This is a genomic window from Bacillus sp. 7894-2, assembly GCF_002272225.1.
Taxonomy (GTDB): domain Bacteria; phylum Bacillota; class Bacilli; order Bacillales; family Cytobacillaceae; genus Cytobacillus.
The window spans coordinates 1-17759 of sequence record NZ_NPDG01000049.1; the positions used below are offsets into that span (position 1 = coordinate 1).

At 42.4% G+C, this 17759-nt stretch carries 17 protein-coding genes, 1 tRNA gene and 1 pseudogene; 13 read left to right on the forward strand and 6 right to left on the reverse strand.

Annotation, left to right across the window (positions count from 1 at the left end):
* On the forward strand, positions 1 to 208 hold a 208-nt coding region (locus CHI10_RS07410; RefSeq protein WP_142301769.1), incomplete at its 5' end, for an aldehyde dehydrogenase family protein.
* 121 nt (positions 209 to 329) lie between these two features.
* Positions 330 to 1529 (forward strand): ornithine--oxo-acid transaminase, encoded by a 1200-nt coding sequence (locus CHI10_RS07415; RefSeq protein ID WP_095243652.1) that lies wholly within the window; start codon positions 330 to 332, stop codon positions 1527 to 1529.
* 56 nt (positions 1530 to 1585) lie between these two features.
* On the opposite strand, the gene CHI10_RS07420 is transcribed toward CHI10_RS07415, so the two are convergent.
* Entirely contained in the window at positions 1586 to 1819 is a 234-nt protein-coding gene (locus CHI10_RS07420) for a DUF378 domain-containing protein (RefSeq protein WP_048012022.1), read from the reverse strand.
* A 171-nt stretch (positions 1820 to 1990) separates the two neighbouring features.
* On the opposite strand from CHI10_RS07420, the gene CHI10_RS07425 reads away from it, so the two are divergent.
* The 3 genes from CHI10_RS07425 to CHI10_RS07435 all read left to right on the forward strand — a co-directional run bounded on the left by CHI10_RS07425 (position 1991) and on the right by CHI10_RS07435 (position 5245).
* Positions 1991 to 3154 carry an iron-containing alcohol dehydrogenase gene (locus CHI10_RS07425; protein WP_095243653.1) on the forward strand — a complete coding sequence of 388 codons (1164 nt, stop codon included), beginning with the start codon at positions 1991 to 1993 and terminating at the stop codon, positions 3152 to 3154.
* Positions 3155 to 3366: 212 nt separating this feature from the next.
* A complete protein-coding gene (locus CHI10_RS07430; RefSeq protein WP_095243654.1) occupies positions 3367 to 4716 on the forward strand; it encodes a glucose-6-phosphate isomerase in 1350 nt (449 codons plus the stop codon).
* A gap of 121 nt (positions 4717 to 4837) precedes the next feature.
* A complete protein-coding gene (locus CHI10_RS07435; RefSeq protein ID WP_061793366.1) occupies positions 4838 to 5245 on the forward strand; it encodes a YugN-like family protein in 408 nt (135 codons plus the stop codon).
* Here the strand turns inward: CHI10_RS07435 and CHI10_RS07440 are convergent.
* From CHI10_RS07440 to CHI10_RS07445, 3 genes are all read right to left on the reverse strand, one after another.
* The gene (locus tag CHI10_RS07440; protein ID WP_095243655.1) at positions 5242 to 6234 is read right to left on the reverse strand and encodes a potassium channel family protein; all 993 of its coding nucleotides are present in this window, start codon (positions 6232 to 6234) and stop codon (positions 5242 to 5244) included. The two genes, CHI10_RS07435 and CHI10_RS07440, sit on opposite strands and share 4 nt — an antisense overlap.
* Before the next feature lie 72 nt (positions 6235 to 6306).
* Positions 6307 to 6456: a hypothetical protein gene (locus tag CHI10_RS22265; protein WP_175609186.1), complete on the reverse strand. Its 150-nt coding sequence runs from the start codon at positions 6454 to 6456 to the stop codon at positions 6307 to 6309.
* Positions 6457 to 6706: 250 nt separating this feature from the next.
* Complete coding sequence (locus CHI10_RS07445; RefSeq protein WP_095243656.1) at positions 6707 to 8065, reverse strand: DUF4910 domain-containing protein; 1359 nt, start codon at positions 8063 to 8065, stop codon at positions 6707 to 6709.
* 328 nt (positions 8066 to 8393) lie between these two features.
* On the opposite strand from CHI10_RS07445, the pseudogene CHI10_RS07450 reads away from it, so the two are divergent.
* From CHI10_RS07450 to cydS, 7 genes and pseudogenes are all read left to right on the forward strand, one after another.
* A pseudogene (locus CHI10_RS07450) lies at positions 8394 to 10210 on the forward strand (Xaa-Pro dipeptidyl-peptidase).
* Between the two features lie 340 nt (positions 10211 to 10550).
* Positions 10551 to 11165 (forward strand): serine/threonine protein kinase, encoded by a 615-nt coding sequence (locus CHI10_RS07455; protein WP_095243657.1) that lies wholly within the window; start codon positions 10551 to 10553, stop codon positions 11163 to 11165.
* A gap of 70 nt (positions 11166 to 11235) precedes the next feature.
* Positions 11236 to 11880, forward strand: a complete 645-nt coding sequence (locus CHI10_RS07460; protein WP_095243658.1) for an SDR family oxidoreductase — start codon at positions 11236 to 11238, stop codon at positions 11878 to 11880.
* A gap of 97 nt (positions 11881 to 11977) precedes the next feature.
* Positions 11978 to 12988, forward strand: a complete 1011-nt coding sequence (locus CHI10_RS07465) for a DUF3231 family protein (protein WP_095243659.1) — start codon at positions 11978 to 11980, stop codon at positions 12986 to 12988.
* Positions 12989 to 13295: 307 nt separating this feature from the next.
* Positions 13296 to 14642 (forward strand): cytochrome ubiquinol oxidase subunit I, encoded by a 1347-nt coding sequence (locus tag CHI10_RS07470; protein WP_095243660.1) that lies wholly within the window; start codon positions 13296 to 13298, stop codon positions 14640 to 14642.
* The gene (locus CHI10_RS07475; RefSeq protein ID WP_095243661.1) at positions 14639 to 15664 is read left to right on the forward strand and encodes a cytochrome d ubiquinol oxidase subunit II; all 1026 of its coding nucleotides are present in this window, start codon (positions 14639 to 14641) and stop codon (positions 15662 to 15664) included. The genes CHI10_RS07470 and CHI10_RS07475 overlap by 4 nt, the downstream gene beginning before the upstream one ends.
* Positions 15665 to 15675: 11 nt before the next feature.
* The gene (gene cydS, locus CHI10_RS22955) at positions 15676 to 15777 is read left to right on the forward strand and encodes a cytochrome bd oxidase small subunit CydS family protein (RefSeq protein WP_396106091.1); all 102 of its coding nucleotides are present in this window, start codon (positions 15676 to 15678) and stop codon (positions 15775 to 15777) included.
* A 51-nt stretch (positions 15778 to 15828) separates the two neighbouring features.
* On the opposite strand, the gene CHI10_RS07480 is transcribed toward cydS, so the two are convergent.
* Together CHI10_RS07480 and CHI10_RS07485 are read right to left on the reverse strand one after the other, a co-directional pair.
* A tRNA-Ala gene (locus CHI10_RS07480) sits at positions 15829 to 15901 on the reverse strand.
* A 67-nt stretch (positions 15902 to 15968) separates the two neighbouring features.
* Positions 15969 to 16667: an MgtC/SapB family protein gene (locus CHI10_RS07485; protein ID WP_095243662.1), complete on the reverse strand. Its 699-nt coding sequence runs from the start codon at positions 16665 to 16667 to the stop codon at positions 15969 to 15971.
* Between the two features lie 131 nt (positions 16668 to 16798).
* Between CHI10_RS07485 and CHI10_RS07490 the strand changes: the two genes are divergently transcribed.
* Positions 16799 to 17713 carry a DMT family transporter gene (locus tag CHI10_RS07490; protein ID WP_095243663.1) on the forward strand — a complete coding sequence of 305 codons (915 nt, stop codon included), beginning with the start codon at positions 16799 to 16801 and terminating at the stop codon, positions 17711 to 17713.
* The last annotated feature ends 46 nt before the right edge of the window (positions 17714 to 17759 follow it).

Genomic DNA, 17759 nt, shown 5'->3' on the forward strand with positions numbered 1-17759 from the left:
TGTGATCACACAGAACCGTGAGCACATCCAAAAAGCGCGTGAAGATTTCCATGTCGGAAACCTATACTTCAACCGCGGCTGTACAGGTGCGATCGTTGGATACCAGCCATTCGGAGGATTCAACATGTCCGGAACCGACTCCAAAGCGGGCGGACCTGACTACATTCTTCTGCACATGCAGGCGAAGACTACTTCTGAAATGTATTAAAATCTGTAAAGCATGTATGGGATATTGAATATCCTGTACATGCTAAAACCTTAAATAGTTTAAAGAAGAATAGCTTAACGTTACAATAAAAAGGACTATTCTGAAAAAGGAGGAATTTTAATTGACTGAAGCGACAAAATCAAAATCACTAATTGAACAAACTGAAAAATACGGTGCACACAACTATCATCCGCTGCCAATCGTTATTTCCAAAGCGGAAGGTGTTTGGGTGGAAGATCCTGAAGGCAATAAATATATGGATATGCTTAGTGCTTATTCGGCTGTAAACCAGGGGCACCGCCATCCAAAAATCATTCAGGCGCTGAAGGACCAGGCAGATCGTGTAACATTAACTTCACGTGCTTTCCATAACGATCAGCTTGGCCCATGGTATGAAATGATTTGTGAACTGACAAAAAAAGAAATGGCACTCCCTATGAACACAGGGGCTGAAGCAGTCGAAACAGCAATCAAAGCTGCACGCCGCTGGGCTTATGACGTAAAAGGGATTGAAGATAACCAGGCGGAGATCATTGCTTGTGTCGGAAACTTCCATGGCCGTACAATGACAGCGGTTTCCCTTTCTTCAGAAGAAGAATATAAGCGCGGATTCGGACCAATGCTTCCAGGCATTAAGCTGATCCCGTACGGAGACCTTGACGCACTTAAAGGAGCAATCACTGAGAATACGGCTGCTTTCTTAATTGAGCCGATTCAAGGTGAAGCTGGAATCGTGATCCCTCCTGAAGGCTTTCTGAAAAAGGCATATGAAACTTGTAAGGAGAACAATGTATTATTCATTGCAGATGAAATTCAGGCTGGTCTTGCACGTTCCGGAAAAATGTTTGCATGCGAATGGGAAGATGTAGATCCTGACATGTACATTTTAGGGAAAGCACTTGGAGGAGGAGTATTCCCGATTTCATGTGTGGTTGCGAATAAAGATGTTCTTGGGGTATTTAATCCAGGATCACATGGTTCAACATTTGGAGGAAACCCAATGGCTTGTGCGGTTTCAGTTGCTTCCATGGACGTATTGGTTGAAGAGAAGCTTGCAGAGCGCTCACTTAAGCTGGGTGAATATTTCATGGGTAAATTAAAAGAAATTAACAATCCTGTCATTAAAGAAGTGCGCGGACGCGGATTATTTATAGGTGTTGAGCTGAATGAGCCGGCACGAAAATATTGCGAAGAGCTAAAAGAACAGGGATTGCTCTGCAAAGAAACGCATGACACGGTTATCCGATTTGCTCCGCCTTTAGTCATTTCGGAAGAAGAGCTTGATTGGGCAATTGAAAGAATCAATAAAGTATTAAGCTAATTATAATTTTAAATAAAAAATCCTTGCACACAATGTGCAAGGATTTTTTGCATATATTAGCGGGTTGGCCTGGTTTCAGGTTCTCTTTCCAATTCTTCATTCGGTTTGAAGAGAAGGCCAAGGTTGATTAGGCCTGCGATGCCCACCAGGCCATATATGATTCTTGAAAGGGCTGAATCCTGGCCGCCAAAAATAGCTGCCACAAGATCAAATTGGAAAAATCCGATTAAACCCCAGTTAATAGCTCCAATAATTGTAAGAACCAGTGCAATACGCTGAATGCCACTCATGATGTTTCCTCCTTAAAGTATAGGTTCACTATTATGTTGCTGCACGGAAATAAAAAATATTCATCTTAATAGTAGTTAAGGGCCATAATGAAAGGAGTCCGAATACCGAATCATACTTTTTGCAATAGCTTAAAATTTGAATGATAATGATGGGGTAAAGGAGATGTTGATATGCAAAATTTTACCTTTTATAATCCGACAAAATTAATTTTTGGGAAAGATCAACTGTCCCAATTGCAGACTGAAATTCCCCAGTACGGCAAGAAGGTACTTGTTGTATACGGCGGAGGAAGCATTAAGCGAAATGGTTTATATGATAAAGTGATGGCTGAGCTAAATGAAATTGGTGCTGAAGTTTTTGAATTGGCAGGGGTTGAGCCTAATCCAAGAATCTCTACCGTTCGCAAAGGCGTTGAAATCTGTAAAAATGAAAGTGTCGATTTCCTGCTCGCTGTTGGCGGAGGGAGTGTCATCGATTGCACTAAGGCTATTGCTGCCGGTGCCAAATATGCTGGCGATGCCTGGGATCTGGTTATCAAGAAAGCATTTGCTGCAGAAGCTCTGCCGTTTGGAACGGTTCTTACACTAGCTGCTACCGGTTCTGAAATGAATGCCGGATCTGTTATTACAAACTGGGAAACAAATGAAAAATATGGATGGGGCAGTCCCGTGACATTCCCTAAATTTTCAATTCTTGATCCTGTTAATACGTTTTCAGTGCCAAGAAATCAAACGGTATATGGAATTGTCGACATGATGTCCCATGTGCTGGAGCATTATTTCCATCTTGAAGAGAATACTGATTTTCAGGATCGCATGTGCGAATCTCTGCTGATCACCATAATGGAAGCAGCTCCTAAGCTTCTTGAAGACCTTGAAAGCTATGAGCATCGTGCAACCATTTTATATTCCGGCACGATGGCGCTGAATGGAATCCTGAATATGGGCTATCGCGGGGACTGGGCAACGCATAATATCGAGCATGCTGTATCGGCTGTTTATGATATTCCTCATGGCGGCGGCCTTGCCATTCTGTTCCCGAACTGGATGAAGCATAATTTGAAAGTGAAGCCTGAACGCTTTAAGCAGCTGGCTGTCCGTGTACTTAATGTGGATCCTGCAGGAAAAACGGATGAAGAGACAGCACTTGAAGGGATTGAAAAGCTTCGTGAATTCTGGAACAGCATTGGGGCGCCTTCCCGCCTGGCTGATTATGACATCGATGAAAGCAAGATTGAATTGATGGCAGACAAAGCGACGGTCAATGGAGAATTTGGCAATTTCGCGAAATTAAATCATGCTGACGTAGTTTCAATCTACCGAGCTTCCTTGTAACATTCAGACGGACTCTGCCCTGCGGCGGGGTCCTTTGACAATTTTACGCCGGAAAATTACAATCATTCTTTTACGTAAAAAATATGTCAAAATTGGACACGCTTACAATATGGGATGATTCTTGATTAACTTTGGTGCATTCGTTAAAGTGGAATAGAGATGGCAGCAAATGATAAGAGCTGTTTAAATTTGAGAAAAAATGGAGGACATTCATGACACACGTTCGTTTTGATTACTCAAAAGCACTTCCTTTTTTTGGCGAACATGAAATTACATATCTGCAGGATGCAGTGAAGGTTGCTCACCACTCCCTTCATGAACAAACTGGAGCTGGCAGCGACTATTTAGGCTGGATCGATCTACCCTCAAACTATGATAAAGAAGAGTTCTCCCGCATTCAAAAAGCGGCTGAGAAAATTAAGAACGATTCCGATGTTCTTATTGTCATTGGAATTGGAGGCTCCTATCTTGGAGCGCGTGCGGCTATAGAAATGCTTCAGCACAGCTTCTATAATGCACTTCCAAAAGAAAAGCGCGGTACTCCGCAGGTACTGTTTGCCGGTAACAATATCAGTTCTTCATACATGAAGGATTTAATGGATCTGCTTGACGGAAAAGATTGGTCCATTAATGTGATTTCCAAATCAGGCACAACAACTGAGCCGGCATTGGCTTTCCGTATTTTCCGCAAAATGCTCGAGGAAAAATATGGTGTGGAAGAAGCGCGTAAACGAATTTATGCTACGACCGACAAAGCGAGAGGTGCTTTAAAAACTCTTGCGACAGAAGAAGGCTACGAGTCATTTATTATTCCTGATGATGTAGGCGGCCGCTATTCTGTTCTTACAGCAGTAGGTCTTTTGCCGATAGCTGTCAGCGGTGCAAGCATTGAAGATATGATGAACGGTGCTGCACAGGCGCGCGAAGACTTCAGCAAATCTGAGCTTCAGGAGAACGCAGCCTATCAGTATGCTGCTGTCCGCAATGTTCTTTATAACAAAGGCAAAACGATTGAAATGCTGATCAACTATGAACCAGGTCTTCAATATTTTGCAGAGTGGTGGAAGCAGCTTTTCGGTGAAAGTGAAGGAAAAGACCAGAAAGGAATTTTCCCTTCATCAGCTAACTTCTCCACTGATCTTCATTCATTAGGCCAGTATGTGCAGGAAGGCCGCCGGGACCTTTTTGAAACGGTTATCAAGGTGGAGGAATCACGCCATGAACTTACCATTGAAGAGGCGGAAAATGATCTTGATGGTTTGAACTATCTTGCGGGTGAGACTGTCGATTTTGTGAATAACAAAGCTTTTGAAGGAACCATGCTTGCACACACAGATGGCGGAGTGCCAAACCTCATTGTTTCCATTCCAAAAATGGATGCCTATACATTTGGCTATCTGGTTTACTTCTTTGAAAAAGCATGTGCCATGAGCGGTTATCTTCTGGGAGTGAATCCTTTCGACCAGCCTGGTGTTGAAGCATACAAAGTAAACATGTTCGCTTTGTTGGGAAAACCAGGATTTGAAGAGAAAAAAGCGGAACTTGAAAAAAGATTGAAGTAATAGTGAGAAGCGTCTGCCTGCGGGCAGGCGTTTTTTATTGAAGAAAATATAGTTCCATCGCATTCATGATATCCTCCACTTTGGAGAAACTAAGCCAAAAGCGAAAAAGGGGATGGATTCAGTGATTGAGATACCTTCAAAAGTGGAAGGAAAGCATTTTGATTTGTATAAGCTGGAGCAGGCTTTGAAGCCGATTGGCTATTCGATTGGCGGGAACTGGGATTATGATCACGGTTCTTTTGACTATAAAATTGATGATGAGGTGGGATACCAGTTTTTAAGGGTCCCATTTAAGGCAATTGATGGGCAGCTTGATGATCCAAGCTGTACGGTGGAGATAGGCAGGCCGTTTCTGCTTTCCCATAAGTACCAGCGCGGTCTTGATGACCACGCCTATACCGGAAATTTCAGCGCCTCCTTTGATCAATTCTCGGAGCCAGTGGATAAGGACGCCAGTTTTCCGAAGGAATTCATTGATCTCGGCAAAGCACTTGTAGAGGAGCTTGAGTCCATATTAATAAGAGATTAACCGAGTATAACAATCAGCTGATCCTGCTGAAGAATTTTAAAAGGCTGGGGAGGATTAACCAGAGTTTCCTCCCCTCTTTTAACACCTAAAAGGAGGATGCCTTCATTCATAAGCTCTGCACTAAGTTCAGCAAAGGTTTTATTTTCTATTTCTTCCGATGCAGGCTGAAACGTTAATTTTCGTTTATCAAGCTGTCCCAGCAAATCAAGAAAAGAAGTAACGAGCTCCTGGGAAGAAATGCTGTTGATCATAACGAAGCTTGTGAGCACATTCGTCTGGACAATTTCATCAGCCCCAGCTCTTTTAGCATTTGCTGCCTGTTCAGATGTTAATATTTCCACGATGCATTGAACATCCCGATTCAACCCTTTGATTGCCAATAAGGCTAAGATTGAATTCATATCTGCATGCAATTCATCTTTATTCTGATCTGCTGTTATGATTACTTTTTGCGCGTCAAATATATTTGCCTTCATAAGGACATCATCTCTGTTAGCGCGTCCCTGAATAAAATGTACATTATTATGGGGGACAGGATTTGATTTTAATGTTTCATCTATTAAAGCAATGGAATGGTTCATCCCATCGCCCCCGAGTGTATTTACGATCTCCCGTGCACGTTCATTCCAGCCGATCACAACAATATGATTTTTACCCTGGTATTTAACTTTTCCCTCCAGGAAGTCATTCTGCCGTGTTACTGCGGCTGTTGCAAGTGAAATAAAATATGTAGACAGAAAGCCCGCTCCTGTTAAAATAAGCGCAATTCCTATAATGCGTCCGGCTGTGCTTGTCGGATATAAATCTCCAAATCCCACAGTGGAGGCTGTAACCACAGCCCACCAGATTCCATCAAAAAAGGTCGGAAAGGAGGAGGGTTCGATAATATGTATTAATCCGCCAAAAAGAAAGATCACCAGCAGGGCAATCAACAGAATCCTGATTACTAATGGCAGACGGATGAAACTGTAATAAATTTGCTGTGGCATAAAACATCACTCCTAATAAAAACCATGTGTGTATGTTATTAAAATATAAAAAAAGCCATGCCACGTATATACTTAATTAAGTATATCGTCTATTGCACGGCTCAGCAGTTGAATATCCTTTGAAATTTCATTTTTCACGTCGTCAATCTCGCACCTTTCATATTCATCCATGAGAAGGGAGAGTTCTCTCTTTAGTATGACAGCCTCGTGTTCAAAATCCATGATGACTCCCTCCTTTAGGGATATAAAGGACTAACAGGCAGTTAGTTTATTTATTTGTAATGTTACAATTATGTTACCCGGATTCTTTACAATTTAAACTGTAAAAACGTCTAAATATTAAACATGAAATTTAGAAAGGGTATAGTGTACCCTCTTATTTTGCATGTAAACACAATGGCGTTAATAAATAGCTGGTAAGTAAAAAACAAAAAAATCCTCGTGGTATTTCCGAGGATTCATAGAGACAATTCTATTTTCGGATTAAGCTGTAAACTGAAGCGCCAATTAGATTCCCGGCTTCTTTCATCCGCTCGGCACTTATGTGCTCGATGGAATCCAGCGGTGTATGGTAATACGGCTCAAGATTGGCTGTGACAGGCTCCCGCCTGATAAAATTAACAGCCGGGATGCCTGCATCGTGAAAAGAAACATGGTCGGATGCGCCGCGCTGATAAAGCACTAATTCAGATGGTGTGCCGATACGCTCTGCAGTGGCAAGAGCGGTTTCTGTTGCAATATTTGCCTGGCCATCCAGGGTATTCATGTAAATCGCAGTTGCATTTTCCCATGCTGTACCTACCATATCCATATTGAAGTTTGCTATGCTCCGCTCTATTTCATTGCCGCTCAGCTGGCTGACATAATACTGAGAACCAAGAAGGCCGATTTCTTCTGCGCCTACAAATGCAAATCGTAATTCTTTGTCAGCAGGATAACTTTTCAGAACTCTCGCCAGCTCAAGGGCAACAGCAGTACCTGATGCGTTATCGCTTGCCCCTGGAGCAAATGGGACACTATCGAAATGTGCAGAAATATGGACAATATCAGTTTCCCCGCCTTTATGAGGCTTAGGGTTCTTGGTGGCAATAATGTTTTGCGATTTTATGTTTTGAAATCTTTTTACAGTAAGGGTTACTTTTTTGTTTTGTGCCGCAACATCTTGAAGAAGTGCTTCTCCGCTTGCTTTCGTTATGCTTCCTACAGGAATATTATATGGGCCTCCGATTGAAGGATTCATAGGGGCTGGCTGATCCACATTATTGTATATGAGGACCCCTGCAGCACCGGCATTTACAGCATTTAACACTTTTTCAGAGAACGTAATGTCACCGCGTGAAATAAGTGCTATTTTCCCTGATGCTTCCTCTGTGAAATCAGCTGCCCTGCCTAATCCGGCATCATATAATTCTGAGGTAATTCCTTCTTCAGGCGTCGATCCCGACCCGGAAGGAATGGTTACAAGAACCTCCTTCAAATCACTGGTGTGCAAACCTCCAGCCATTTTATCAGGAATGCTGAATTCTTGTGTTTCGACTGTGTAGCCATATGACTGAAGGCGTTTGCGAATGAAATTTGCGGCTTCTTTTTCCGCATCAGTTCCTGCAACCCGCGGTCCGATGGTTTCTGATAAATACCTGACATCCTCCATCATGCGAGCTGCATCTATCCTTGCGATAACCTTCTGATCAAACGCTTTTGAGCCGGGATGTTCTGTCTGGCTTTGTGCTGCTTCAGCAGTCTGTACAAATTGTGCAGGCACCCCATACAAACTTGAAACTGTCAGTACTGCTGCAAGCATGACAGAAGAAGCTTTCTTTCCAACTTTCATCTATAATTCCCCCTCGACTGGTAGTCCAGCTATATGTATTCGCCTACATAGCTCTGCTTCCTTTTAATAGAGAGTAAAACGAATCGATTATCCTAGCAGATTTATTAATTCCGGGAGAAAAGGAATATATTAACTTTTGGGATTCGAGAAAATGATAGATGTAAAGTACCGTATAAGGGATGCATACATCTTTTTACATGACTTTAGAAGGACTCCGGTGGATTGTCAGCACTTTTCTTTTGAAAAATACAGGTCTTTCGACTATCGAAACTAATGTGATTTTAATATATTCTGAAAATTATAAAGTTTTATAAGGGGAGGATTTACTATGAAAAAGGCTGCATTAAAAGTGCTCATTACATCAGCCATCGCTTTCCCGCTGATTGCCGGCGGGGCTTTGCCTTCAATGGGTAAAGACAGCCACAACGGCATTGCTTCAGCGGAAACACAGATTAAAGTCGAAAATGGCATGACACAGCCTGTTTTTTCCCTGGACGATGCCATTGTCGAAAGAGTTTTTGTTGAAACAGCAACTGACAGTGATCGGGATGGGAAACTGGATCGGGTACGTGCAGATATTATCAGACCAAAAGAAACAGAGGAAGGATTAAAGGTACCTGTTATTTATGAAATGAGCCCTTACCGTTCCGGAATTAAAGGAGTGCCGGTTTATGAGGTGGATACAGAGCTTAACGCTGTGCCAAAAAAAGGGAAAGACAAGGGGAAAAAGGGAAAACCGCAGACAAATCTCCCGGGATATTATGACGACTATTTTGTGCCCAGAGGCTATGCGGTTGTTCTTGCGGAAAGTGTAGGGACTGGCCTTTCTGACGGCTGTCCTACAACCGGAGATGAGCATGAAATTCTTGGAACACGGGCTGTAATTGATTGGCTGAATGGAAGAACAAAAGCTTACAATGCAGAGGGACAGGAAATAAAAGCTGATTGGACAACAGGAAACGTGGGAATGACAGGAGTTTCTTATAATGGAACCCTGCCTAATGCTGTGGCTGCCACTGGAGTCGAGGGCCTTAAAACAATCGTGCCTATTGCGGCAATCAGCAGCTGGTATGACTATTATCGTTCAAACGGTGCTGTGATTGCGCCAGGCGGGTATCAAGGGGAAGATGCAGATAATATGGCCGAAGCTATCTTAACCAGGAAAAATCCTGAAGCTTGCAGTAATGTCATAAAAGAATTAACTGAAGGCCAGGACAGGCAAACCGGTGATTATAATGAATTCTGAAGTAAAAGAGATTATACAAAGGATGCTGACCAAGTAAAAGCAAGTGTCTTTATTGTCCATGGATTAAATGACTGGAATGTTAAGACAAAGCATTTTTCAGATTGGTGGCAGGCACTTGGAGAGAATGATGTTCCGAGGAAAATGTGGCTTCATCAAGGCGGTCATTCCAGCCCTTACAGCTTCAGACGTGATGTATGGCTGCCGACTTTAAATAAATGGTTTGATTACTGGCTGTATGATATTAAAAATGATGTCATGGATGAACCGATGGTAGATATTCAAAGAGAGGATAAGACATGGCATTCAGAGGCAAGCTGGCCGGCTAAAGGAGCCTCAGGCACAAAATTGCATTTTAAACCGGCTTCAGATGGAGGCGGCAGCTTAGAATTGCACCCTGTACCAAACAAGAACAAGAAGAATCAGCATTTTGTGGACGTGCAGCAATCAAGGCTGAAGAGCTGACTTTGAATCCTGATTCTGTATTGGCTACTAGGCTTGTCTATTTGACTCCGCCTTTAGAAAACGATATTCGCATGAGCGGAACGCCAGAGGTTCAAATTCGTGCAAGCATTGACCGTAAAACAGCCAACCTAACAGCCCTACTAGTTAAATATGGGGAAGGCAAGCCGGAAATTGTTACAAGAGGGTGGATGGATCCGCAAAACCTTCACAGCGAAGATAGATCTTCCGGGCTTACACCGAACCGTGAATATACATTTACATGGGATATGCAGCCGGATGATTATGTGTTTAAAGAAGGTGATCGTCTGGGAGTAGTTGTTTTATCAAGCGATTATAACTATACAATCAGACCGGACGCAGGCACGAAAATAACCATCGATCCGGAAAGAAGTCATATCATGCTTCCTGTGCAGGGTGGAGTTAAAGCATTTAAGTAGAAAGATAGAGGGATCATTTCTTGGTCCCCTTTCACGGGCTCTTCCGATTGCTTTCAAACTTTATTATGGGGTTCCTGCGGCCGATTCATTTGACTAATGTAGGAATACAACATATAATTAATCTAACAAAATAGTTCGGATTCTTCCTAAAGGGGAGTAGCTTTCAAGTAAAGTCGTCAATACGGGATGTTAAATCTCCGGCTTTACTGGCAACAGATGTTGCTTGCGAGACCTTTACCATTTATTTGGTAAGGTCTCTTTTGTTTTTAAGGCGCTGAGACCAATAAATGGCTCAGTGCCTTTTATTTTTTTAGGAGAGTCTGGAACAGGAGGTTTTATAATGAAGCTGTATCATCAACTTGCAGACAGTGTGAAATTTTCCAGAAGCCTTAATTGGACCAGACTTCTTGAAAAGGACGACAGCCTGGAATTTATTGGGGCAGGGAGAAGTGCCTTTGCTTTTAGGATTAAAGAAACCAATCATGTATTAAAAGTCTTTTTTCCGGAATTTAAAAGAATTGCCAGGGAGGAAGCGGAGATTTACAGGGCTTTGCCTGACCATCCATACTACCCTTCTTTATATGACTCTGGAGATAACTATATTGTCATTGATTATGTACAGGGGCTGACTCTGTTTGATTGTCTTGCGCACGGGGTACCGATAAAGGAGGAGACAATAAGACAAATTGATGAAGCCTTAAAACTGGCGAGGGAAAGCGGGCTAAACCCCTCGGATATTCACCTGCGAAACATTATTCTTACAAAGGAAGGGCAAATTAAAATCATTGATGTTGCCAGATTTAAGCAAACGAAGAATTGTACACAGTGGGATGACTTGAAACATGCATTCTATAAATTTTACAGAAGAAGATATTTTCCAAAGAAGATCCCTGTATTAATTATGAATACAATTGCGGCTCTTTATAAAAAGCGAATTGTTCGTATGAGTTCATAAACAGTTCATTTGGTAACGCATTTTCCTTTTGAAATAATAAAGTCCATAAAACAGAAAGGGGCAGGTATCCATGAAAGTTCTTATCGTCGGAGCAAACGGGCAAATTGGGAAGCAGCTTGTCAAGCTGATAAAAGAAGAGGATAAACATACAGCAAGAGCTATGGTCAGAAAAGAAGAGCAGGTCATCCAGTTTGAAGAAATGGGAGTGGAAACGGCATTAGCAAGCCTTGAAGGATCAGTTGAGGAATTGGCTGAAGCAGCCAAAGGCTGTGATGCGATTGTTTTTACTGCAGGTTCAGGCGGAAATACCGGCTATGACAAAACTCTGCTGATTGACCTGGACGGAGCCGCAAAAACAATTGAAGCGGCAGAAAAGGCCGGGGTGGACCGGTTTGTTATGGTCAGCGCTATCCAGGCAAATAATCGCGATAAGTGGAGTGAAGCAATCAAGCCTTATTATGCCGCAAAGCATTATGCCGACAGAATGTTGGAAAACAGCAGCTTGAACTACACAATCGTACGTCCGGGCGGCCTGACAAATGACTCGGGAACCGGCAAAATTAAAGCAGCGGAAACCTTGGAGCGGGGCTTCATTCCCCGTGAGGATGTAGCTAAAACCCTTTATGCTGTGCTGGATAAGGAAAATACCTATAAGCGGGCATTCGACCTGGTATCAGGCGATGAAGATCCAGAAATGGCAGTGCAAAAAATATAACCCTTTCCCGGTGTGTATGCACCGGGATTTTTATTGGCAAAAATAGTATAAACTTGACCGGTTTGAACAGATTAATAAGAAAAACAGGAGCGTTTCAATGGACAGAAAAAAAGTAAAACTAACAACCGCAGAGATATCAGCATTATGGGCTACATATACACAAAACTCAGCCATGATTTGTTTCTATAGCCATTTCATGCAGTATGTGGAGGATAAGTATATTAAGGCAAATCTTAAGGAAGCGATGAGCCTGGCGGTTTCCTTTAATAAAAATATTAAAAAAGTCTTTGCGGAAGAAAAATTCCCTATACCCAAGGGATTTGGAGACGAGGATGTGAATTTGAACGCTCCTCCTCTTTATACGGAATTATTTGCTCTAAGCTTTGTTTACCGGGGCGGACAGATGATTATTAACTTTTATTCCAATGCTCTTACAAAAGTCGCAAGGGCAGATATTGTGGAATTCTATGATGGCTGCTTGCGCAGGACCATTGAGCTATATAAGAAATCCTTATCGCTAATGCTGGAAAAAGGAATTTATGACCGCCCTCCCGAAATGGAGTATCCGGATTCAGTGGAATTTAAAAAAAATGAACCTTCTCTCCTGAGCAGCTGGTTTGGAAATGGACGCCCGTTAAATACAATGGAGATGAGTGAATTATTTTTTTCAATTGAACGGAACAGTATAGGGCTTGTGCTTCTTACTGGATTGATTCAAGTGTCCAAAGACAGAGAAGTTAAAGAGTATTTGTTAAAAGGAAAAAAGCTGACCGAGAGGCAAATAGAATCATTTAATAAATTTTTGAAAGAAGACAGTTCATTTGGAGTTTATCCTGTTTCACTGGAGGTAACTGCCTCAAGAGTGTCTCCTTTTTCCGAGAAGCTGATGCTGTTTATCATTTCTGCTTCCAATCAGGTTGCAATTCCGGCACTTGCAACTGCGCTGTCTGTATCTATTCGCAAAGATTTGGGCGTCCAGTATACAATATTTATTGGCGAGATTTTGAAGTATGGAAATGAAGGGCTAAAATTGTTGATTGCAAGAGGCTGGATGGAGAATCCGCCGGAATCTGTAGATAGGAAGTCATTCTACAAGTTAGATAAATAATCTGCTGAAACTTGGCATTGGCAAATTCCAATGTCCTATTCGTTTTAATTTATGCTCCAAAGGGAATAGGGAGCTGTAAAAGGAATTACATAGTTTCACATATTCCTCATATAAATGTTGTTTAAGTGTCACAGCTCTTAGGCTGGAGCTGTGGAATAATGTGATGTAGTGAGCATTCAATAGGAGTGAGTGAATGTATAAAAAACAGGAACGTATTTTGATGTGGCTTGCTTTTACAGTGGCTATCATTATGGGACTTTCTTTTATTGGCCGTATTTTTGCAGGATAGGAAAAGGAGAATGTTTAAATGGGAAATGAAGAAACAGTTTTTTTCAGCCGTGTCTTAACAGAGCTGACATTATCCTTTCATATCATTTACGCAACCATTGGTGTCGGCATCCCGCTCATGATTATGATAGCGCAGTGGGTGGGAATCAAAAAGCAGGATGAACATTATATTCTGCTCGCCAGAAGATGGACGCGCGGTTTTGTCATTACCGTGGCTGTCGGAGTTGTTACCGGCACTGCCATTGGACTGCAGCTCTCTTTGCTGTGGCCTAACTTTATGGAACTTGCCGGCAATGTCATTGCGCTGCCTCTGTTTATGGAGACATTTGCTTTTTTCTTTGAAGCAATTTTTCTCGGGATTTATCTCTATACTTGGGATCGGTTTGAGAACCAGAAGAAGCATTTGCTTTTATTAATCCCGGTCGCAATTGGGGCATCATTCTCAGCAATTTTCATTACAATTGTAAATGCATTTATGAACGCGCCCCAGGGATTTGATATTGTGAATGGGCAGCTTGTTAATGTTAACCCGGTACTGGCGATGTTTACTCCTGCCATGCCGACAAAGGTTGCCCATGTGCTTTCCACTGCCTATATGACATCAGCGTTTGTTCTGGCATCAATAGGTGCTTATCGCCTTTTGAAGGGATCGAATCATATTTACCATAAGAAGGCATTAATGCTTACAATGAAAATCGGATTGATTTTCTCAATCGCTACAGCGGTAATTGGTGACTTCTCGGGGAAATATCTTGCAGAATACCAGCCTGAAAAACTGGCTGCCGCTGAGTGGCATTTTGAAACTGAAGAAGGGGCTCCTTTAATGCTATATGGTGTTCTTGATGACGGTGAAGTGAAATATGCCATTAAGATTCCGTATGCTCTCAGCATTCTTGCACACAGCAATCCGAATGCAGAGGTGATCGGACTCGATCAATTTCCGGAAGATGAAATACCGCCGCTTTATATCCATTATTTATTTGACCTTATGGTTACCATTGGCATGTGGTTGACGGCACTATCACTCTTCTATGTTCTGGGCACCTGGTTTAAAATGCGCTTTGTTTCGGCTAAATGGTTCCGCTGGCTAATCGTTCTGGGCGGGCCATTATCGATCATTGCGATTGAAGCGGGATGGTGGCTTGCGGAAGTAGGCCGGCAGCCATGGATTCTCCGGGGCATTATGCGTACTGAAGAAGCTGCCACATCAAGCGGACAGGTAGACCTTATGCTTCTGCTGTTTGCAGGCTTATATCTCGTGCTGGGAATCGGAAGTTTCATCGTCCTTACCAGAATGTTCCGCAAAAATCCTGTTGAGCAGGAATTGGCCGACCGTGAGCTTGAGAAAGAAGGTGAGCTTCGATGACGCTTGAGATCCTCGGAATTTCCGTCTTATGGCTGTTTCTATTCGGTTATGTCATCGTTGCGTCTATTGATTTTGGAGCAGGATTTTTCAACGCATACAGCCTGTTTCGCGGAAAACAGCATATTTTAACGCGAATTATACAGCGCTATTTATCACCGGTTTGGGAAGTTACAAATGTATTCCTGGTGTTCTTCTTTGTTGGCATTGTCGGATTTTTTCCAAAAACCGCCTACTATTATGGAACCGTCCTGCTGGTACCGGCAAGCATTGCAGTAGTCCTGCTTGCCATTCGCGGTTCTTATTATGCTTTTACCACCTACGGCGGGCTTAGACAAAAAAGATGGACCTATCTGTACGGGCTTTCAGGTCTCTTCATCCCTGCATCCCTGTCCATAGTCCTGACCATTTCAGAAGGCGGATTCGTTAGTGAGAGTTCAGAGGGACTGGAGCTTGACTATTGGACATTGTTCACCAGCCCGCTGACATGGAGCATTGTTGTGCTGAGTATAACAGCAGTCCTATATATATCAGCAGTGTTCCTTACCTGGTATGCCAATAAAGCAAACGATGAACCGGCTGCAGAACTGCTGAGAAAATATGCTCTTATTTGGGCGGTGCCTGCCATCGTAACAGCGACAGGCATCATTGTTGAACTGAGGGATCACAATCCTGAGCATTTCAGCAGATTAATGGAATTGTGGTGGTTGTTCGGCATCTCATTCCTTTTGTTTGCAGGAACGGTCTATCTAATATGGAAGAGAAGATACTACGGCCTTGCATTCGGGCTGCTGACAGGGCAATTCTTTGTGGCTTTCTTTGCATATGGGATCTCACATTATCCGTATCTGCTTTATCCATACCTGACCATTTATGACGGTTTCACAAACGAAGCTATGGCCATTGCCCTGGTCATTGCTTTTATAGCAGGATTGGGTTTGCTGCTGCCGTCCCTTTATCTGCTGCTCAGGCTGTTTCTGTTCAATAAAGACTATGTTCAGGGTAAGCGTGACGACCATGCATAGGAGGGGAAATCATGGCTGAATTTGTGATGTTTTATGCACCGTTTATCGTGGTCTTTGGTTCCATCGCTGCTGCTTTTTGGCTGGCAGGGAAGGATGAAAGAGTAGAGGAATAACAGAAAAAAAAGCTGCAGGGCCTATTTTGGCCCTGCAGCTTTTCTTAGTTATGGAGAATAGGGGGCTCGAACCCCTGACCTCAACGCTGCCAGCGTTGCGCTCTCCCAGCTGAGCTAATCCCCCGGGTGGTGGTACAAGAAAAATTATAACCACATCGGGGCTATCTTGCAAGAGGAATTATTAAAAAAATTTACTGCATACTATCGATTTCCATACATTGTACTCCAGGAATACTTGAAACACTGTAATAAACATCTGTAGTTCTTCTTTTGTAGTCGACGGCAACGATGAGCTGTACAAGATGCAGATTCTCATCCTCTAAATCTTTAATGCGAATATGTTTTATAGATATATCAAGGTCTTTTACAGCTGGGATGATGTCTGCAATATTTTCTTTATCCCGTACTTTCAGCTGCAGGTTTATCTCTTTTTCCCTTAAACGTTTAGGACCAATTAAGCCCATGATAAAAGGAATTACTTCTACTGAAATAATCAGCAGTGCTACTCCTGCCATTGCTTCAATATAAAAGCCTGCTCCTACAGCAATTCCAATCCCTGCTGCCCCCCAGATTAAGGCAGCTGTTGTAAGACCCGAAATGCTATCATTTCCGCGCCTTAATATAACGCCTGCACCCAAAAAGCCAATTCCTGAAACAATTTGGGCAGCTAAACGCAGAGGATCCATCGTAATGTTGATGTTATCATTACCGGGAAACATATAGGCTGATTCAATAGACACAATGGTCAAGAGGCAGCTTACTATGGAAATAACTAAGCTGGTCTTTAGGCCGACCGGCTTTCTTTTTAATTCTCTCTCCAGGCCGATAACTAGACCCAGGACTGCTGATATCCCCAGCTTCATTAGTATTTCTATCTCTAAACTGGTCATAATATCTCCCGCTTTTTAAAGTATTATATATCCAAAATAGGATCTAATAAAACCGTAGTAATAGTTTGGCTGTACGTTGTAAAATGAAATATACCCTAATTATTAGGAAACCGAAACAAGGAGTATAAAAAATGTCTAATACAAAAATAAACCCTTATGTTGTCCTTGCAATTGGCGTCGTTTTTGTCTCTACTTCGGCAATATTGGTGAAGGTATCCAGCGCTCCATCGGGAGTCATTGCTTTTTACAGATTATTTTTTTCTGTTCTTTTCATGTTGCCTGTATTTCTTATAAAGTATGTTCCCGAACTTCGTCTTATTACAAGGCGGGATTGGATCTATTCCATCATTTCCGGTGTGTTTCTTGCCTTCCATTTTATTCTTTGGTTTGAGTCGCTGAACTACACCTCTGTAGCCAGTTCTACAGTTCTTGTGACTCTTCAGCCCCTTTTTGCGTTTGCAGGTACATATTTCTTCTTTAAAGAAAAGTTTACCTGGAAAGCAATATTAAGCGGGCTTCTTGCAATTGCAGGCAGTGTCATTATCAGCTGGGGAGATTTTCAAATCAGCGGGACTGCTTTGTTCGGGGATATACTGGCAATCATTGCATGTGCCCTCGTAACGGCTTACTTAATGTTTGGCCAGACAGTCAGAAAAAGACTTTCACTCATCACTTATACTTTTGTTGTTTACAGTATTAGCGCTATTACATTGTTCTTTTATGTGTTAATCGCCGGAGAACCCTTACTTCCGTATGGAACCAGTGATTGGGTATATTTTATCCTGCTCGCACTTGTACCCACTCTGCTCGGACATACATTATTTAATTGGTCAATAAAGTGGCTCAGCACTTCCACCATTTCTATGGCCATTTTATTCGAGCCGGTTGGTGCTGCTGTTTTAGCTTATTATTTGCTTCATGAGTCTATTATATGGACACAAGTTCTTGGGGGAACAATTGTAATTGGAGGAATAACTCTCTTCTTATTAGATGAGAGAAGGATTCGAATGAAAGAATTGAAGAAAAAAACAACGGTTTCCGGATAAATGGGAGCTGTCTACAGGCATATTAGTGAAAAAATCTCCCTGAAGT